The organism is Acinetobacter sp. CAU_H_29a_1 (assembly GCF_058599505.1).
Window position 1 is genome coordinate 2,440,490 of sequence record NZ_CM178655.1, and the last position, 19,984, is coordinate 2,460,473.

The window sequence follows — 19,984 nt, forward strand, 5'->3', positions numbered from 1 at the left end:
ATCACGATTGATTAATCTCTCTCAAACTTTGTAAAGGCGGAATATCACTGAGATAACTTAAGCGATAACGCCCAATCAGCGCACAGAGTAAGCTCATAAACAGTGGTAAAATGAGCCAGATTTCCCAGTGCGGCTGAATAGCTAATCCCATGCGATAACATGCTACCGCACTTATCGCTTCGGCAAACAAACAAGAAACCACACCTGCCATAAAACCAATAAAGCCAATTTCTAGACTGAGCATGTTTCTGAGTTTTTGCTTGGAACCACCAAATGAACGTAATAACGCCACTTCACGTTTACGCTCATCCATAAGTAAGTTCAGACAAGCAATTAAAACCAGAATACCTGAAATACTCACTAAAACTGCAAGGATCGTGACAATCTGCACCAGCACCGTCACGATGCGCTTAATTTCATCTAAAATTAAACTGACATCAATAAATACGGTGTTGGAAAATTGCTGAATAATGCTGACCAATTTCGCTTTGTCTGACTCAGGAACATAGAAACTGCCCAAATAACTGCCCGCATTTTCATCCATGGTCTGTGGCGCAAAAATAAAGAAGAAGTTTGGGCTAAAACTTTCCCATTCTACAGTTCGTAAGTTCGCCACTTTGGCGTGAATGACACCCTCAGGTAAGCTAAAGGTCAGTTGATCCCCCACTTTTATCCCAAGCTCTGTTGCGGTATTGGCTTCTACCGAAACTTGTCCTTTTGCTGTCAGGTTTGATACTCCAGAGACAATTACATTGTCTTTAGGATAACGGTCTGCTTGGGTTAAATTTAATTCGCGGCGTAAGGAATTATTTTGCTTCACCAAATCCGCAGCAAAAGGCTGTCCATTTTTGGCAATCAGCCTGCCTCGAATATTAGGATAGAGCGGTGTACTGTTCCAGTGATTCTGCTCAATTTGTGCTTTTAACTTAGGCATGTCAAAAGGCGGTAAACCATATACAAACTGATTTGGGGTTCCCGCAGGAATTTGCTGCTGCCAACGCTCTAACAAATCGGTTCGTAATACGGCTAAGACCGTAATTAAACTAAGTCCCAAAGCCAAAGCGGTAATCTGAAACGCAGTCTGGTAAGGCGTACGGACATAGGCTGAAACCGTATTTTTCAAGCCACGGATAAATTTCAAACTCAGCCAAACCACACTGTATAGCACTGCACACAGAATAATAATCGCACCAATCACCATGGCTGTCAGTACCATGTTTTCAGTCAGAACGATACTAAACAGCACTAGACTTGCCGTTCCTGCGAGCAATATCCAAAACATAGACGAAACTGATTTTTCTTGACTGCGAATGACACGAATCGGTGGCGTATTCAAAAGCTCCCAAAAACTTGGTAAGACAAACCCCAGAAGCACTACGGCACTGGTCAACATAGCAATCGGAATCGGCCCGAGCAGCATATCCCACGCTGAAAACGCAATACTTAAGTGTGGAATCAGTTGTAACATCAACTGTAACAAGCCATAACCCAGCCCTACCCCCACGACACTCCCGACCAGCATAGCAAGCAAGAACACCACACCCAACAAGCTAAGGTAAGCCCAAAGAATTTGTGACTTCGCAGCCCCCATACAACGCAATAGCGCAATGTGATCTTGGTTTTGTTGTACAAAGCGCTGACTGGTCAAAGCAATCGCAATTCCACACAGCAAAATCGTTAAAATATTAGCTAACTGCAAAAAAGTGTCCAAATTTGCAATTGGTTTCATTAAGCGGGTATTACCCTCACTGGCATTGCGTAAGCGTAAGCTGTTTTGTGGTCCTTCCGCATTAGGACTTTGAGCTGCCGCACCGGCATCTTCAGAAGATACATTTTGCTTCTTAAAATTTGCTTCAAACTGCTGAGAATTTTGTGCCGTACCTGCCATCAGTAGGCGATAGTCAATACGACTACCAACTTGTATGGCATTGGTCTTGGCAATATCTGCTTCAGAAATAATCACCGTTGGCGAGAACCCAGAAAAGCCTAACTCTTGATTGGAGTCATGCTCAATCAAGCCTGTCACCTTAAAAGTACCATCTGCAATATTGAGTTGATCGCCCAGTTTAACCCGTAGCAAATCCATAGCACGTTGACTCAACCACACTTCACCCGAAGCAATATGCTTCGCCGCAGGCTGAATACGTAACTCTCCGCGCAGAGGGAAGGCTTGATCGATGGCTTTAACATTGACCATAACAAACTGATCATCGGTATATGCCATCGAACTAAAGACCGTCACTTCGGATTGTTTTAAATCAAGAGCTGTCGCTTGTGCTTTCCATTTCGGGTCGAGTTTTTGACTGTCCGTTAAAACCAAGTCCCCTGCTAGCATCTCAGCGGCTTGCAGAGCTACAGCATTTTGAATTTGCTCATTACTAAACTTCAGCGCGGTCGTTGCACTGATCGTGAGAATCAACGCAATAATCAATAAATACACACCGCTACTTTTAAAACTTTGCTTCAGTAAGGGCTGAAATAGAGAATTCATTTTCATCCTCCCGATCGAGTATGTTCGATCAACTGACCATCGAGTAATTCAAAATGACGCTGGCACTGTTCTGCAAGCGTATGGTCATGCGTCACTAAAATCAGGGTCGTACCCAACTCACGGTTCAATTGAAATAATAGCTGCTCAATTTCTCTCGCAGTTTGACTGTCTAAGTTTCCTGTTGGCTCATCGGCAAAGATAATTTTTGGCTCAGCAATCAGCGCACGAGCAATTGCAACGCGCTGCTGCTCCCCGCCCGAAAGTACCTTCGGTGTTTGGGTGGCCTGTCGCTCTAATCCAACCTTTTGCAATAAACTCAAAGCGCGTTGCTCAGCTTCAGCGAAGTTAAATGATGCATGAAGCCGTAACGGCAGCATCACATTTTCAACAGCAGTCAGGTGTGGCAGCAGTTGAAAGGATTGAAACACAAAGCCAATATGCTTTAAACGCACCTGTGCACGCTGTTCTTCATTGAGCTTGGAAATACTTTCACCACAAACGATTAACTCACCACCGCTAGCCTGATCTAAAGTCGCCAAAATACCCAGTAAGGTAGACTTTCCTGAACCTGAACGTCCTGTAATTGCGACTTGTTCACCTGCTGATATGCTGAGACTCAAATCTGAGAAAATGGTCAGTTCTTTTTGCGGAAGTTTAATCTTTTGTGTCAGTTGCTGGGCAGAAATAATCACTTGTGGCATGATGCTTACATCACTGTGAACTTGGGTCATAACATCCCTATATGCAAATATTCGTGCAAAATCGCAAATTTAAAAAACGTATCAGTTCATACTTGGTTTTGCTTGCACTGTGCCTAAGCCCCACTTGGGTTTTTGCAAAAACCGTGATGGTTTTAGGAGATAGCATTAGTGCAGGTTATGGCATAGAACCACAGCAAGCATGGGTAAATTTACTGCAAAAACGGTTAGACCAACAGTATCCGAAACAACACAAAGTGGTCAATGCCAGTGTGAGTGGTGAAACCACCAGTGGCGCTTTGGCTCGTTTACCCAAACTGTTGCAAACGCATAAGCCAAATGTGGTGGTGATTGAGCTTGGCGGGAATGATGGGCTGCGTGGTCAACCACCTCAGATGATTCAAAAAAATTTAGTGCAACTGATTCAACAGAGTCAAAAAGCCAATGCAACTGTGGTTGTCTTGGGAATGAAAATGCCACCAAACTATGGCACAGCCTATAGCAAGGCATTTGAAAATAATTACAAAGTGGTTAGTCAACAATACAAAGTGAAATTGCTGCCCTTCTTCTTGGAAGGTGTAGCGGGAAATAAAAGCTTGATGCAAAAAGATTTGGTCCATCCAAATGGCAAAGCACAGCCTATTTTATTAAATTTGGCTTATCCCTATATAAAAGGCGCTTTATAAAGCGCCTTTTATTCTGATCATATCCGCTGATCAGAAGTCAAAAAAAACCACTTCACCACTTTCAAGTGAGTACTCAGCGCCAACCACTTGTAACTTGCCTTTGGCAATTAAACTTTCAAGCACAGCTGAGCCATGACGTAACTGATTTACAGAGGCAAATACATTTGAACGCACCGCGTGTTTAGACAGTTTGCATAAATCATGTTTCAGTTCAGTTTGCATCAAGGTTTCAACTGAAGGACGGACACGGTTTACAATCGACATCAAGTTTGCAGACGGTGGGCTATCTGGGTTCATCAAAGTGTCAATGGTGGCTTGAATCGCACCACAGTGACTATGACCAAGAACCACAACGACCGCACAGTCATAACGCTCAGCCGCAAACTCAACACTGCCAACTTGCGAAGGTGCAACCACATTTCCTGCAACACGAATAACAAACAGATCACCCAAACCTTGGTCAAAGACCATTTCTGCAGGCACACGAGAATCAGAACATCCCAGTACAATCGCAAATGGATTTTGGTCTTCCGCCATCTCTGCTCGTGCTTGGTGAGACAATTGCTTATGGTGGGTTGTCTCACCCGCTACAAAACGTTGGTTACCTTGTTTTAGACGGCTTAAAGCTTCTTGAGCTGTTAGCATTCCCTTTCCCACTCGGTTGTTATTAAGTTGGACTAGTTTAATCCCAGCGAAATTGATTGTCACTTGCAAAAAACATAGCGACTTCTTTTTTTGCTTAATTTTAAATTTGCATTTTATCTCAAACAAATCGTTATGCAGTTCACACTTTATCCAAATGCAGTATATCCTTTCAAATAAATAATTAATGACATTTGCATGAAAGCTATTAGAATCAAACAGACCTGTAAATAAACATAAAAACCATTCAAAATCAGAGCATTTTTATCTTATTCGGTCAGTTTTTTCATTCATCTCCGTTTAAGGATGAACCATGATGATGCGCTCAAAATCCGTCTTGAAACAAAGTTTAAAGGCCGGTCTATTCGCCTTAGCTTTGTCATTTCCTTTCGCCAGCCATGCGGTCGAAAATACCATCATCAAAGACAAACTCAGTTTACAAAGCTACCTTCTACAAGAACGCGTCACCGCCGGCTTAAAAACCAAAACACTTAAAGTGGATGATATCGTTTGGAGCTATAACGAAGGCGGTGCCGTTGATAAGCCAACGATTTTGCTGATTCATGGTTTTGCTGGAAATCGAGACAATTGGAACCGTGTAGCACAGTTTCTAACGCCTTATTACCACGTGGTTATCCCTGACCTTCCAACCAACGGCGACACCAAAGTCCCTGATGATTTTGATCTCTCTATGCCAAATGTCACAGAGCGACTCCGTCGTTTTATTGAAGCCATTCATATACAAGATAAGCTGAATGTTGCAGGACATTCTATCGGTGGTTCTATTGCAACCCTATATGCCGCGCAATACCCTTTTGACACGCAAAGTTTGTTTTTATTAAACAGTGCAGGCATTTATAAGAATGCCAACACCAACTATGCCAAAGACCCTCAATATTTAAAGCACTTGATTGTAAGCAAGCCGGGCGATTTAGATGATGTGATGCAACGTGTCATGCAAACCCCAATCAAAATGCCCTATTATTTAAAACGCGCCCAAGAAAAACAGTTAATTACTCAGGCTGAAAAAAACAGTAAAGTGATTGATCAATTGGTGACCTTGAACCGAATTTATACCACTGACTCCTTTGCTCGAGTGACCCGAAATATTGAAGCACCCACCCTCATTTTGTGGGGTAAGCAGGACAAAATTATTAATGTCGAAGTGGCGAATGAGCTCAAATCTTTATTGAAACGTGCTGAAGCTCCTGTCATCCTTAACAATGTTGGTCATATGCCACTTTTGGAGGCAGAACAAGCAGTTGCACAGCACTACCTGCCTTTTCTTGCAAAAACACAAAAGTTAAAAAATCCATTGGCTGATAAACTGATTCCACTAAATTAATTTTGTTGAGTACGTATGCAGAAACACCCGATGATTGAGCAGCTCATTGAAGCTCATCTTAATTTTTTAGATCATGAGTTTTCGCAAGCAAGTACAGTACAAAATGAATTCACCCTATTTTATCACTGCTTTAGAAAACAAACTTTGCAGCAACTGTGGAGCTTTGAAGGCATCAATGCACTTTTGCAAAAACAAATCCTAGCCACACCTGCAACCGATCATCTGATTTCACAAATTGCTGAGCACATCAAGTTTGCTTTGATTCACCCCATCAATGAAACAACAAAAATTGCCGATGTGATTCCTGTACTTACCATCGACAAAATTGCGCAGTATGTCGCGAGTAAAAGTGGGCACCGTCAACGCCTGATTAAAACTGTGGTAAATAACCCAGCTTTTTCAGCCATGATTACCCAGCTGATTCAACACTCGATTCAAGACTATTTGAACAACTCTGTGATGACTAAAGGTGTGCCGGGTGTTTCTAGTTTTATGAAAATGGGCAAGTCCGTACTGGAAACCGTCACAGACTCAAACCTAAATGACACTATTGGGCATTATTTACAAAAGAACATCTTAAAACTCAGTCAAATGAGTGAACAAGTGTTAAATCAAAACTTTAATGATGAAAAGCTATATCACTTTCAAGCCAACCTCTGGCACAAAATCAAAGATATGCCTTTATCAGTTTTGAAAAATTATATTGAAGTACAGGACTTGCCTCAAACTGTCACTATGGGGCACGAAATTTGGGAGCATATGCGTCAAACAGACTATCTGCAGCAACAGGTGCATGATGGTGTTTACGCTTGGTACATTCGCAACCAAGAACGTCCTTTTGATTTACTACTACGCGACTTAAATATAGACGAAGCTTTAATTCAAAATGAACTTCAAAATTTGTTGAATCCTATTATTCAAGAGCTCATCCGATCACATTACTTACGTGATCGAGCACGCTATTATTTAGAACAGTTTTATTATTCTGACCAAGCACAAGCGATTTTAAAGCTTTAAAGAGACAGACCCGTTACTTGAACGGGTCTTTTTATTTAAGCCAATTTCTATAAATTAAAAGCTTGCAGAGAAACTTACGCCATAACGACGCCCGTCTAGAACTTGTTCACCATCAGCATCTTCAGCTTTTTCATCCAGAATATTATAGACACCAAATTTTCCTTTCAAGCTTGGTGTAAATTTATAGTTAAAACCAACATCTAAAAATTGATATGCTGGTGTAGGCTCAGACATACTGGCACGACCTAAATATGCGGATGTTTCACTTCTGTAGTGCAAACGCGTCCAAACATCTAATGTTTCATTAATATCAAAATCTACCGTCGCATTAAACATATGTTTTGGCATTTGATTCAAAGGCTCACCTTTTAGAGCGCCTGATTTCTGCTCAGTTTCTGTATAAGTATAGTTTGTACTTAAATTCACACCGTCGGCAAGTTCTGTATCAAATGTCGCTTCTAGACCTTGCATTATAGCCTCATCAACATTAATTCTTGAGCTAATAAAGTTCCATAAGCGAATGTTACCTGTTGTCGAGTCTATACGACCAAATGGGTCAGCACATGTCCAAGTTGCTGAATTACTGTTACTACCATTTGGTGAAGAACAATCACGAACTTCTGTAATTTTATCTTTATATTGAGTATGGAATACAGTTAATGATGTTTTAGACTTATCCCCTTGCCATGCTGTTCCAAATTCATAGCTTACTGATTTTTCAGGTTTTAAATTATCATTACCCATAATGAAGGCACTACCCTTACCTGTTACAGAGTGTACATCGCTTGATGATTGCTTTAAGTCAGGTTGCTTGTAGCCAGTAGAGACCCCGCCTTTAAATGTCCATGCATCTGTTGGATTGTAGACACCATATAAACGTGGAGAGAAGTTTCCAGCATAATTTTCATCATGGTCATACCGTAAGCCAGTAGTTAAATTAAACTGATCTGTTATCGACCATGTATCCTCTGCAAAAATAGCAAATCCCCAACGCTCCAACTCAGCTATAGGCAAATCCGCATTTTGGTTTGTTGCACGGTCAACAAGCGATTCATTTTTAAAATATAAACCAGAAATTAAATTATGGTTACTTAACTGTAAATTCCATTGTGAATTAGCAAGCCAAGTTTCCAACTCAATACCACTTAAACCTGTCGAGCTGTTTACACGGTCTGGGTTTTTTGAATTCTCATATTGAATATATGAGCTACTGCTTAATAAGTCGCTATAATGACCATTATGAGTCAAGCTAAATACGTCTCTGTAATTCCGTCCATAAGAATCGGTTCCTGTACTTAGAATTGTTTTCCCAGCTGTAGATTCTGACTCCTGTTTAGTAAAGTTTGCCTCTAACTCAAGATCATGTGTATCGTTAATTAAATATGTAAACCGAGAATTTAAACTTTCTACTTCTGTACCACGAAAACCACCAATATAACTATCTTCATTACGTTGACTTTTGTTTACACCCAACTGCATACCTAATTTATTTTCAATTAATGGGCCTGCCAAATAGATTGTCCCATTTTTAATATCACCAGAATTTCCTTGATCCTGTAAAACAGTGCCTAATTCAACCGTTCCAGACCACTCATCACTGACTTTTTTCGTAATGATATTAATAACCCCCCCATAGCATCTGTTCCATACAATGTAGATGCAGGGCCACGGATTACTTCAATTCGCTCAATAGCAGCCATTGGGGGTAAAATATTTTTTTCAAAACCACTATCATCACCATTTGGGTTTACATCTTTAGAGTATTGGCGTTTCCCATTTACCAAAAATAAAGTGTAGTTTGACCCCATTCCACGAATACTTACAGTCTGAGCTGAACCCGCTCCAGAAATTACAACTCCGGGTGTGTTTCGTAGTACATCAGTAATATCACTATATTGTCGTTTTTCGAGCTCTTCCTTTGTAATTACGGTCATACTGGCTGGTGCCCGTGTAACATCCTGCTCGTACCCTGCTGCAGTAACAACAATCGTCTGTAATTGTGTTGTTTCTTTCTCTTTCGTGGTTTCAATTGTTTCATTTGCCATCGCAAATGAACTCATTGCTCCTACAACCGCTAAAGCCAAAGTTGATCTCGTTAGATTTTTACCCATAACGCATACACCCAAATACAAAAAAAGGAGAAATTGTATAAATTTCGTAGGGCATTTTAACAAATGGTAAACATATTTCAATTAATATTAATAATTATTCTCAATTACATTTTAGCTTTAGATAAAATATAACCTCCTAATTTAAGGAGGTTATTTATCAAAATGGTTTAAAATTATTTGAAGTACGCGCCTTCTGCCTGCGTATGATCCGTCTGGTCGATAACACGACGTAACTCAGGAATGTGTTGTTGCAGAGTCGTTTCAACACCCTGTTTCAAGGTGACATCAATTGCTGAACAACCTTGGCAACCACCACCGAATTTCAGTACAGCCGTTAAACCATGCTCTTCATCTTCAACAACTTCAACCAATGCACAGTTACCACCATGTCCTGCTAGACCAGGGTTAATTTCAGACTGAAGAATATAAGTAATACGCTCTTCAATCGATGCATCAGGACCGACGCGTGGTACTTTCGAATTTGGCGCACGGAATGTCAACTGCCCACCAAAACGGTCTTTGTTGTAATCAATCACCGCATCTAATAGATATGGAATAGACGGTGTATCGATATACGCAGGAAAGTCTGGATAATCTTGACGGTAATCGGTTGGGATCACTTCTTCAGGCGCGCTATATGCCATACAACATTCAGCACGTGGTGTACCCGGATTTTCAACAAATACACGTACAGCAATGCCCGGTGTATTTTGTTTTTCTAATAAATCACGTAAATACTCTTGTGCAGTCGGAGTAATCAATAAGTTTGGAATTTCCTCTGCAACTGCAGTGCTGCTGTTCTCAGTCGACATAACAATCATTTCCTCAAGCTGAAGTTGCTATTTTAACTGAAGATGCGGGGTAATTAAAAAAAATCAACCAAAATTGTCGGATTTATTGTGAAAGTTCATCTTTTCGCTCAATTTAATGGCATTATGACCACAAGATAGTTATATGCAGAACATCTCAGAAATGTTGGATTTACCTTTTAATCATACAGTTACGATCATTATTATTACGGTGATTATTTCTATGGTGGCATTTTCAAATCAGAACGTGATGAACCGTCTGATTTTCTGGCCTCCTGCGATGCAACGTGGACAATACGATCGTTTTATTACACATGGCTTTATTCATGCCGATGGTATGCATCTCCTGTTCAACATGTTCACCCTGTTTTTCTTTGGCAGCATTATTGAAAGTTTTTATCGCCAATACTTCTTTGACTTAGGTTTTGTTTTGTTTTATTTGGGTGGTTTAATTTTTGCCATTTTACCAAGTTATTTAAAACATAAAAATGATGTGCGTTGGGCAAGCCTTGGTGCTTCTGGTGCGGTCTCTGCGGTATTGTTCGCTTATGTGTTGTTTGAACCTTGGAAGCTAATTTTTGTGTTTTTTATTCCAGTACCTGCGATTATTTTTGCAGTGTTGTACGTGGCATATAGCATCTGGTCAGGTAAAAAAGGCAACTCAAACATCAATCATAGTGCCCATCTTTGGGGAGCTGCTTATGGGGTCATCATGACCTTAATTTTAGAGCCGCGTCTTCTCCCACACTTTCTGAGCAAATTAACCCAGTTACCTTTTTAAAGTTGAGCCCTTGGTTGCAAATAAATTGCATCAGTACGCATATAAGCTCAGTAACATTTTTTCACAGCAACGGGTGGTCCTGATTTTTACAATGAACATCAGGACAACTATAAACCAAGGAAATTGCGATGAAAATAATGTCTATATTTGCAGCCTTAATGATCAGCCTCAGTTTTACAGCCTGTGCGGTACACACCCCTGAAGGCAGTATTATCGTCGATCCTGATCGCTCTTATTATCCTCATGGCCAAGGCGATTTCTGTCCACCCGGACAGGCCAAAAAAGGTCGCTGCTAAACTCAAAAGCCTTCTGTTCAGAAGGCTTTTTTATTACATATATTTTTACATAAATTTGGCATGAAATGCCAAGCAGGAATTTGATTTGGCATAGATAATGTTTACAACTGTATATAAATAGCAAATGCCAGTGAGATTTCTTGCATGTCCAATCCCCTAGATGGTCTTCAATTTCCAATTTACTCGAAAACACAAAAAGTTAGCACCTCACGTACAGGGAAAGAGATTATTGCAGAGGCCTTAGCCAATGTTGATCACCAAAGCTCTGTTACTGCACTTACAGAAAAGAACTGGCGTAAACAATATCCACGCTATTTTAAATCCTTAGTTGAATTTGGGATTCGTAATCAAATTACACCGATTCAAATGGCACAAGATGGGCTCAACAAAGCACAGAATGTGTTTGAGTTTTATCGCGATGGCCAAAAGCATCTCCTCAAAGATGTAATGTCACTTAAAACGACACCGCTGTATACCATCAAGCTCAAAGGTGAGAGTGATGCTGCACCTGAGTGGTCAGTGCCTTATAAAGGCCAACAACTCAAAGGAGGTGCTTTACTTGCACAAATCCAAACGTGGTTAGATGCAGGTGTGATTGAACCCAGTCATGCTGAAGCACTGATTGCCTGTGTGGAACATCCTGAATGGTTTGATTTATCTGACCGCACTATGGTTTTGTTCGGTGCGGCATCTGAAGCTGGTCCACTCACATGGTTAGCCCAATGGAAAGCCAATATTGTGGCGGTTGATTTACCCAATAGCCGTGTATGGGGCAAAATTTTAGACACCATTCAACACGGCAATGCCACGTTATATGCCCCATCTGTTGAAGCATTGAGTGCAGAAACACCTATAGCTGTTTTAAAAGAAAAACTCGGCGCAAACCTACTGACACAAGTCCCTGAAATTGCACAATGGTTGGTACAAAACCCACATCAGTTAGATTTGGCAGCGATTGCGTATTTAGATGGTGAAAAGCATGTCCGTGTTTCTGTTGCAATGGATGCGATCATACAATATGTCAGTGCACAAAAAGCAGACACCAGTTTGATGTATATGTGTACACCTACCGATGTCTATGCAGTTCCAGAGGAAGTCATTACAGCATCTGAGCAAAAGTTCAGTGGACGCTCTAAAACTCAGCAGATGATCAGTAAAAGTATTTCAACCCTCAGCGGGCAACTGTTCTTTAAGAAAAACCTACATGACCTCGTCGAGTCGGATAATGACAAGTCTTATGGCATCACCGACTGCTTAGTCATTGAACAAGGGCCGAACTATGCATTGGCTAAACGTATTCAGCAGTGGCGTGCAACGCTTGCTCGCTCAGAAGGTCAGCGGGTCAGCATTAATATTGCACCATCAACTACAACCCACTCTGTCACCAAAAACCCATTGCTCAAAGCCGCATTTAATGGGGCAAGCTTGTTTGATGTTGAAGCCTTTAAACCTGAAACCACCAATGCAATCATGGCGGCTTTATGGATCCATGATCTGCGTAATCCTGAGTCTGTAGCCAATCCAGAGAACAAACTTGAACATCCATTAGAGCTGATGATGCATGGTGCCAATCACGGTGGCTTATGGCGTGTAGCTTATTTAGCACGTACCGCACTCCCCTTTGCGGCACTTTATGGTTTTGCCGCAGACAAGCTACCACTCAACAAAGTATTTGCTTTACTGAAAAAGTAAGACCTTGAATACCCGCTTCAAGAAAATACAGAGCTAAAAAAACGCTACCTTCGGTAGCGTTTTTTATTATTGGTTTTTACCAATCAGATTAAACAAACTGTAGGAACAACCAGAACAAACCACCTGATAAACAGATCGTTGCTGGCAAGGTAAAGATCCAAGCCGAAAGAATGGTTCTCACTGTTGCAAAGTTTAGACCTGACTTATTCGCCACCATGGTCCCTGCTACCGCAGAGTTCAACACGTGGGTGGTCGATACTGGCATACCAAAGCCATCCGCGGCTGCAATCGTGGTCATCGCCACCAATTCTGCTGACATGCCTTGACCATAAGTCATATGGTTTTTACCAATACGCTCACCTACAGTCACGACAATACGCTTCCAGCCCACCATCGTACCTAGACCTAAAGCCAATGCCACAGCTACTTTTACCCATGTTGGGATGTACTGTAAGAATGAATCAAGGTTACTACGATATTCTTTTACCGTCTTCTTGCCCGCTTCAGACATCGCCGGCAATTGATCCGCTTTATCCAAACGTTTGAACGCTGTCGTGCTTAAGTACATGTCATTACGTAGTGCAGAAACTTCAGCTTCAGGAATATCTTTAAGATCTCCATAATGACAAACACGCTCACCCAAATGATCTGTCAAACTAGCTAAAGCAGGTACAACTTCTGGGGTCATTTCTTTAGTTTGAATATACTGCGTGATCACCGTACGGGCTTTTTCATCTGCAATATCGTTATGATTCGGATAAATCACAGCCGCCGTTTGATCTGAAAGTTGAGCAAATGACTGAATGTGCTGTGAATCTAAATTCTTATTTAAAGAATAAGCCAAAGGCACGATACCAATCAAAATCAGCATGATTAGACCCATACCTTTTTGACCGTCATTTGAGCCGTGTGCAAAACTCACACCGGTACAGGTAAAAATCAAAATAGCACGAATCAGTGGCGGTGGTGGTTTGTTACCTTCAGGTGGTTGGAACAGTTCCAGTTGTTTCTTAAAGATTTTTTTCACCAATAAGAACAATACTGCTGCAAAAGCAAAACCGATCATGGGTGAAAACAATAAAGCTTTACCGACTTTAATCACCTGATCCATATCAACACCTGAAGCACCACTGCCTGAATGCATCAAGTAGTTCATGATGCCCACACCCAAGATCGAACCGATCAAAGTGTGTGAACTCGATGCTGGAATACCCAAGAACCATGTGCCCAAATTCCACAAAATCGCAGCAATCAACATTGCAAATACCATGGCAAAACCTGCACCTGAGCTGACATTCATAATCAACTCAACGGGCAGCAGCGCAATAATACCGTAAGCCACTGCACCACTTGCAACCATAACCCCAAGGAAGTTACAGAAACCAGCCCACATCACCGCAACAGGCGCAGACAGTGCATTGGTATAAATGACCGTTGCAACCGCATTGGCAGTGTCGTGGAAGCCATTTACAAACTCAAAACCCAAAGCAATGAACAACGCCGTCGCTAAAAGGATTAAAGAGTAAAGATTCAGTGCAGGAACATGCGATAAGTCAGCAGAAAGCTGAAAGCCAATATAAATTAGCGTTGAAATAATGACCGTTAAAAACACCGGCATAAAAAATTTCGGTGTAGGTACGTGCACATTCGTCGACTTGACCTGTGTCACGTGCACCTGATCTTGGACGGGAGGAATATTAGAATTCATGCAGACGGCTAAAGAGGATATCAATATCCCCTATTGTTCAATTTAATTGTGACAATTATATGACAAATGCATGTCACATGAAGCCAATTTTTTCATAATTGGCTTATTTTAGATCAGCAGTAAATCGCTTATAAGCCTTGAACGCAATGTACTGGCTCAAAATTTAACTTTTCGGTGCGGATTACGCTGAATTATTTTCTTACATTTGACTATGCTGTCTGTAACAATCTGCTCCAATCAATATTTTTCATCTCTATTTATTCTGATCTATAAACATAGCGGGTCTATATTTCACTTTCGTGAAAACCAAAGCTAAATCAGCCTTTTTTATTTGCCATATAGCCAATACCACTTGAATTAGGCATCAATCAACCTGCTTTTCTGCTAAAATATTGCACGTTTTGAAAACCTGTTTGTGAGTTTTGAATGTCTACACTTGCCACCTTAAAAGCACTTCTTGCCGAGCGCATCCTTATTATCGATGGTGCGATGGGTACCATGATTCAGCGTCACAAGCTCGAAGAAGAAGATTATCGTGGTGAACGCTTTGTAGATTGGGCTTCTGACCTCAAAGGCAACAATGACCTTTTGGTGCTAACTCAGCCACAAATTATCCAAGGCATTCATGAAGCTTACCTCGATGCAGGTGCAGACATTATTGAAACCAACAGCTTTAACGGCACACGTGTTTCAATGTCGGATTACCACATGGAAGACCTCGTTCCAGAGATCAACCGTGAAGCTGCACGTCTAGCACGTGCGGCATGTGACAAATATTCAACCCCAGATAAACCACGTTTTGTGGCAGGTGTATTGGGTCCAACATCGCGTACTTGTTCAATTTCACCCAATGTAAATGACCCTGCTTTTCGTAATATTACCTTTGATGAACTCAAAGAAAACTATATTGAAGCAACGCATGCCTTAATCGAGGGTGGTGCAGACATCCTCTTGATCGAAACTGTGTTCGACACCTTGAACTGTAAAGCTGCGATCTTTGCAGTCAAGGAAGTGTTCAAGCAACTTGGTCGTGAACTTCCACTCATGATCTCGGGCACCATTACCGATGCATCAGGTCGTACTCTTACAGGTCAAACCGCAGAAGCATTCTGGAACTCGGTGCGTCACGGCGATTTACTTTCGATTGGTTTTAACTGTGCTCTCGGTGCGGATGCCATGCGCCCACACGTAAAAACCATTGCGGATGTTGCAGATACTTTTGTTTCTGCGCATCCAAACGCTGGTTTACCGAATGCCTTCGGTGAATATGATGAAACCCCAGAGCAAACCGCAGCCTTCATCAAAGAATTTGCTGAAAGTGGTTTGATCAATATTACAGGTGGTTGCTGCGGTACGACGCCTGATCATATTCGTGCCATTTACAATGCTGTTAAAGACATTCAGCCACGTCAGATTCCTGAAACCAGACCCGCATGTCGTTTAAGTGGTTTAGAACCATTTAATATTTATGATGATTCCTTGTTTGTTAACGTGGGCGAACGTACCAACGTTACAGGCTCAAAAAAATTCCTACGTCTCATCCGTGAAGAAAAGTTTGCTGAAGCTTTAGAAGTTGCACAACAACAAGTTGAAGCTGGTGCACAAATCATCGACATTAACATGGATGAAGGGATGCTCGATTCGCAAAATGCGATGGTGCATTTCCTTAACCTTGTCGCTTCTGAACCTGATATTTCTCGTGTGCCAATCATGATTGACTCATCAAAATGGGAAATCATTGAAGCTGGTTTGAAATGCGTACAAGGTAAGCCAGTCGTCAACTCGATTTCCTTAAAAGAAGGTTATGACGAGTTTGTCGAAAAAGCGCGTTTATGCCGACAGTACGGTGCTGCAATCATTGTCATGGCCTTTGATGAAACAGGACAAGCTGATACTGCTGAACGCAAGCGTGAAATCTGTAAGCGTTCTTATGATGTTTTAGTCAATGATGTTGGCTTCCCTGCCGAAGATATTATTTTTGACCCGAACGTATTTGCTGTGGCAACAGGGATTGAAGAACACAATAACTACGGCGTAGACTTTATTGAAGCCACAGGTTGGATCAAGCAAAACCTACCGCATGCCATGATTTCTGGTGGTGTATCGAACGTTTCGTTCTCTTTCCGTGGTAACGAGCCTGTGCGTGAAGCGATTCACTCGGTATTCCTTTACCATGCCATCAAACAAGGCATGACCATGGGGATTGTGAACGCAGGTCAAATGGCGATTTATGATGACATCCCACAAGAGCTCAAAGATGCGGTTGAAGATGTTGTCCTGAACCAGAACCAAGGTGAATCTGGTCAAAATGCTACAGAAAAATTACTCGAAGTTGCTGAAAAATTCCGTGGTCATAGCGGTGCGCAACGTGAAGCAGAAAACCTTGAATGGCGCAATGAGTCTGTAGAAAAACGTCTTGAATATGCCTTAGTTAAAGGCATCACGACGTATATTGATGAAGATACTGAAGAAGCTCGCCTGAAAGCCAAACGTCCTTTAGATGTCATTGAAGGCGCTTTGATGGATGGTATGAACGTGGTCGGTGACTTGTTCGGTTCAGGCAAAATGTTCCTACCTCAAGTGGTCAAATCTGCACGTGTGATGAAACAAGCCGTAGCTTGGCTGAACCCGTACATCGAAGCCGAAAAAGGCAATGCACAATCTAAAGGCCGTGTGTTGATGGCAACGGTAAAAGGTGACGTACATGATATTGGTAAAAATATCGTGGGTGTTGTTTTGGGCTGTAATGGTTATGACATCGTTGACCTCGGCGTCATGGTGCCTGCGGAAAAAATCCTGCAAACCGCGATTGATGAAAAATGTGACATTATCGGTTTATCAGGTTTGATCACCCCATCTTTGGATGAAATGGTGTTTGTAGCCAAAGAAATGCAACGTAAAGGCTTTAATATTCCCTTGTTAATTGGTGGTGCAACCACATCGAAAGCGCATACAGCCGTTAAAATTGATCCGCAATATTCAAATGATGCGGTGATTTATGTCGCCGATGCATCGCGTGCAGTCGGTGTAGCAACCACCCTGCTCTCGAAAGAAATGCGTGGTAACTTTATTGCTGAGCATCGCGCTGAATATGCCAAGATTCGTGAACGTTTAGCCAATAAGCAGCCAAAAGCAGCCAAACTCAGCTATGCTGAATCGATTGAAAATGGCTTTAAAGTGGCTGCGAATTATGTGCCACCAATTCCAAATACGATGGGTACACACGTCCTCACCAACTACCCACTTGCAACATTGGTGGAGTATTTTGACTGGACACCATTCTTTATCTCTTGGAGTTTGGCAGGTAAATTCCCGAAAATCTTAGAAGATGAGATTGTCGGTGAAGCTGCAACGGATTTGTATAATCAAGCGCAAGCCATGCTTAAAGATGTGATCGAAAATAACCGTTTCGATGCCCGTGCTGTATTTGGTCTATACCCTGCACAACGTACAGCTGCGGATACAGTCAGCGTGTTTGATGAAACAGCGCAGAATGTCACGCATACTTTTGAACATTTGCGTCAACAGTCGGACAAAGTCACAGGTAAGCCGAATTTATCTTTAGCCGACTTTATTAGCACCTCGAAAGACAATACTGACTATCTCGGTGGTTTCACTGTGTCGATCTTTGGTGCGGAAGAATTGGCAAATGAATATAAAGCCAAAGGTGATGATTATTCTGCAATCTTGGTTCAGTCTTTAGCGGATCGTTTTGCCGAAGCTTTCGCTGAGCATTTGCATGAGCGTATTCGTAAAGAGTTCTGGGGCTATAAAGCCGATGAGACTTTGGGTAATGAAGAATTGATCAAAGAGAAGTATGTCGGTATTCGTCCTGCGCCAGGTTACCCTGCTTGCCCAGAGCATTCTGAAAAAGCAGTGTTGTTCGACTGGTTAGGTTCTGAAGAAAAAATCGGTACGAAACTGACTGAACACTTTGCGATGATGCCACCTTCTTCTGTCAGTGGTTTCTATTATTCGCACCCTGAAAGTGAATACTTCAACGTGGGTAAAATTTCTCAAGATCAGCTTGAGGATTATGCAAAACGTAAGGGTTGGACTTTGGATGAAGCTAAGCGTTGGTTAGCGCCGAATTTAGATGATTCGATTGTTTAAATCCCCCTCAATCCCCCTCAATCCCCCTTTAATAAAGGGGGAAGAAAATCAATTCGTATCAAACCAAATAAAAAAATCTCCCCTAACCCCTCTTTAAAAAGAGGGGGATGTCATGTGAGTAAATGAATTACGTGACAGCTCCTCCCTTTTCCAAAGGGAGGTTGGGTGGGATTTAAAATTTGACAAAAAATTGTAGACCAGATATTTTCAATAAAATTCAGACACTACAGACTCGCGATGAGCTGAATATTGATGAATATTAATTAAGAACACTTTTAATTAATAAGGGTTTGGTAACCGATATCAATTGGACATTTATGTAACGTAAATGTAGTAGTGCCTCTTAAATAAAAGCATGGTTTTATTAAGAGTTATATCAAATCTATGTATCCGTGAATCCATAGCCAAAACGACTTACGGCATTAAAAGCTTTAAGGAGTTTTTATGCCTGTTCGTCAGACTGCGCTTAAAGAACAAACCCTATCTCAATACAAAAATCATTCTTATGAATATTTACTACTCTCTTGGCTCTTAAGTGATGGCTGGGATGCAAGTATGCCTAGTTTGGATGTATATGCCAAAACTGATATTCAAATTTTAGATGGCCGTACTGTATATCGTATCCAAGTCAAAAGCTTATATTCTGCAGATGATAATATTGTTGTTGAAAATAAATGGGAAGATGCTGATATTGACTATGTCATATATTTCTCAAGAAATGCAGAATGGGGCTATATTGTTCCAGCATTCAAGGAAAAAAAGCGAAATTTAAAATCTCAAAATCATATTCGCTTCCATCAACATCCTACTAATTTTTTGAAAAATTTCAATAAAATCTAATTTACACTCCCTTTAAAAAAGGGAGGAATACCACGAATCTACAACCATCATAAATTTCACGGAAAGTCTCCCTTTTCAAAGGTGAGAAACTACGTTTCGCAAGAGGGGGATTCCAATCTATGTTTAGCAATCCAATAAATCTTCTCAACCACCCCATCAATCTCAGTCAAAATCTGCCTATTATCAAACCTCAGCACGTTCAACCCCAACTGCGCCAAAGCTTGATCCCTCGCCCGATCAGCCTCCAACCCTTCTGCTGTGTAATGCTGCCCACCATCACACTCAATCACCAAATTTGCAGCAGGACAATAAAAATCGACGATAAAATTGAGAATCGTCTTCTGTCTATAAAACTGTAGCCCTAAAATCTGTTTACGTCTTAATCTCTGCCATAATAGTTGTTCAGCATCAGTCATATTATTACGTAAATCACGAGATGGCTGTTTTAAGTTCTTATTGTAGGGTTGCATTACGATGCTCTTTTTTAAATATTCTTTTAAGAATCTTGGCATAATATCTAGCAGAAAATGACAATGCACGAAACATCATCATGAATTCAACCCAACTTTTCCTCGGTGTAATCTTTAGTTCAATTGGTTTAGGCTATTTTCTCTATGGCAAAAAACAAAAAATGACCGTACCCTTTGTAGTCGGTCTGGTTTTAATGGTTTTCCCTTACTTTATTGAAAGTAACGCATTACTAGATGGTATCGGCTTACTTTTATCTGCTGCTCCCTACTTTTTACGTTTTTAAT

The 19,984-nt window shown here is 41.2% G+C and carries 15 protein-coding genes and 1 pseudogene; 9 read left to right on the top strand and 7 right to left on the bottom strand.

The annotated features are described in order from the left end of the window. Position 1: 1 nt before the first annotated feature. Positions 2-2,491: an ABC transporter permease gene (locus AC4MDD_RS12175; RefSeq protein ID WP_491881717.1), complete on the bottom strand. Its 2,490-nt coding sequence runs from the start codon at positions 2,489-2,491 to the stop codon at positions 2-4. Between the two features lie 2 nt (positions 2,492-2,493). Beyond that, positions 2,494-3,222 carry an ABC transporter ATP-binding protein gene (locus tag AC4MDD_RS12180; protein WP_491881718.1) on the bottom strand — a complete coding sequence of 243 codons (729 nt, stop codon included), beginning with the start codon at positions 3,220-3,222 and terminating at the stop codon, positions 2,494-2,496. An 11-nt stretch (positions 3,223-3,233) separates the two neighbouring features. Here AC4MDD_RS12180 and AC4MDD_RS12185 point away from each other — a divergent pair, with 11 nt between their 5' ends. Then, the gene (locus tag AC4MDD_RS12185; RefSeq protein WP_126035831.1) at positions 3,234-3,875 is read left to right on the top strand and encodes an arylesterase; all 642 of its coding nucleotides are present in this window, start codon (positions 3,234-3,236) and stop codon (positions 3,873-3,875) included. A 30-nt stretch (positions 3,876-3,905) separates the two neighbouring features. Here the strand turns inward: AC4MDD_RS12185 and AC4MDD_RS12190 are convergent, their stop codons facing one another. Beyond that, complete coding sequence (locus tag AC4MDD_RS12190) at positions 3,906-4,520, bottom strand: carbonic anhydrase (protein ID WP_004981036.1); 615 nt, start codon at positions 4,518-4,520, stop codon at positions 3,906-3,908. Between the two features lie 310 nt (positions 4,521-4,830). Between AC4MDD_RS12190 and AC4MDD_RS12195 the strand changes: the two genes are divergently transcribed. Beyond that, complete coding sequence (locus tag AC4MDD_RS12195; RefSeq protein WP_491881719.1) at positions 4,831-5,862, top strand: alpha/beta fold hydrolase; 1,032 nt, start codon at positions 4,831-4,833, stop codon at positions 5,860-5,862. Positions 5,863-5,877: 15 nt separating this feature from the next. Further along, positions 5,878-6,879, top strand: coding sequence for a hypothetical protein (locus AC4MDD_RS12200; RefSeq protein WP_491881720.1), 1,002 nt, complete (start codon positions 5,878-5,880; stop codon positions 6,877-6,879). A gap of 54 nt (positions 6,880-6,933) precedes the next feature. On the opposite strand, the pseudogene AC4MDD_RS12205 reads toward AC4MDD_RS12200, so the two are convergent. Next, a pseudogene (locus AC4MDD_RS12205) lies at positions 6,934-8,990 on the bottom strand (TonB-dependent receptor domain-containing protein). 173 nt (positions 8,991-9,163) lie between these two features. Next, complete coding sequence (gene nfuA / locus AC4MDD_RS12210) at positions 9,164-9,802, bottom strand: Fe-S biogenesis protein NfuA (protein ID WP_004981041.1); 639 nt, start codon at positions 9,800-9,802, stop codon at positions 9,164-9,166. A 160-nt stretch (positions 9,803-9,962) separates the two neighbouring features. On the opposite strand from nfuA, the gene AC4MDD_RS12215 reads away from it, so the two are divergent. The 3 genes from AC4MDD_RS12215 (at position 9,963) to AC4MDD_RS12225 (ending at position 12,568) form a co-directional block, all read left to right on the top strand. After that, the gene (locus AC4MDD_RS12215) at positions 9,963-10,580 is read left to right on the top strand and encodes a rhomboid family intramembrane serine protease (protein ID WP_005399883.1); all 618 of its coding nucleotides are present in this window, start codon (positions 9,963-9,965) and stop codon (positions 10,578-10,580) included. A gap of 128 nt (positions 10,581-10,708) precedes the next feature. Beyond that, positions 10,709-10,876, top strand: coding sequence for a hypothetical protein (locus AC4MDD_RS12220; protein WP_004694400.1), 168 nt, complete (start codon positions 10,709-10,711; stop codon positions 10,874-10,876). Positions 10,877-11,020: 144 nt separating this feature from the next. Then, entirely contained in the window at positions 11,021-12,568 is a 1,548-nt protein-coding gene (locus AC4MDD_RS12225) for a hypothetical protein (protein WP_491881721.1), read from the top strand. 88 nt (positions 12,569-12,656) lie between these two features. On the opposite strand, the gene AC4MDD_RS12230 is transcribed toward AC4MDD_RS12225, so the two are convergent. Next, positions 12,657-14,276: an inorganic phosphate transporter gene (locus tag AC4MDD_RS12230; protein ID WP_491881722.1), complete on the bottom strand. Its 1,620-nt coding sequence runs from the start codon at positions 14,274-14,276 to the stop codon at positions 12,657-12,659. A 426-nt stretch (positions 14,277-14,702) separates the two neighbouring features. On the opposite strand from AC4MDD_RS12230, the gene metH reads away from it, so the two are divergent. Further along, the gene (metH, locus tag AC4MDD_RS12235) at positions 14,703-18,389 is read left to right on the top strand and encodes a methionine synthase (RefSeq protein WP_279044051.1); all 3,687 of its coding nucleotides are present in this window, start codon (positions 14,703-14,705) and stop codon (positions 18,387-18,389) included. Positions 18,390-18,833: 444 nt separating this feature from the next. Continuing rightward, positions 18,834-19,229: a hypothetical protein gene (locus AC4MDD_RS12240; RefSeq protein ID WP_279044053.1), complete on the top strand. Its 396-nt coding sequence runs from the start codon at positions 18,834-18,836 to the stop codon at positions 19,227-19,229. A gap of 89 nt (positions 19,230-19,318) precedes the next feature. Here the strand turns inward: AC4MDD_RS12240 and AC4MDD_RS12245 are convergent, their stop codons facing one another. After that, positions 19,319-19,699 (bottom strand): endonuclease domain-containing protein, encoded by a 381-nt coding sequence (locus tag AC4MDD_RS12245; RefSeq protein WP_491882617.1) that lies wholly within the window; start codon positions 19,697-19,699, stop codon positions 19,319-19,321. Between the two features lie 80 nt (positions 19,700-19,779). Between AC4MDD_RS12245 and AC4MDD_RS12250 the strand changes: the two genes are divergently transcribed. After that, the gene (locus tag AC4MDD_RS12250) at positions 19,780-19,983 is read left to right on the top strand and encodes an amino acid transport protein (RefSeq protein ID WP_148826465.1); all 204 of its coding nucleotides are present in this window, start codon (positions 19,780-19,782) and stop codon (positions 19,981-19,983) included. The last annotated feature ends 1 nt before the right edge of the window (position 19,984 follow it).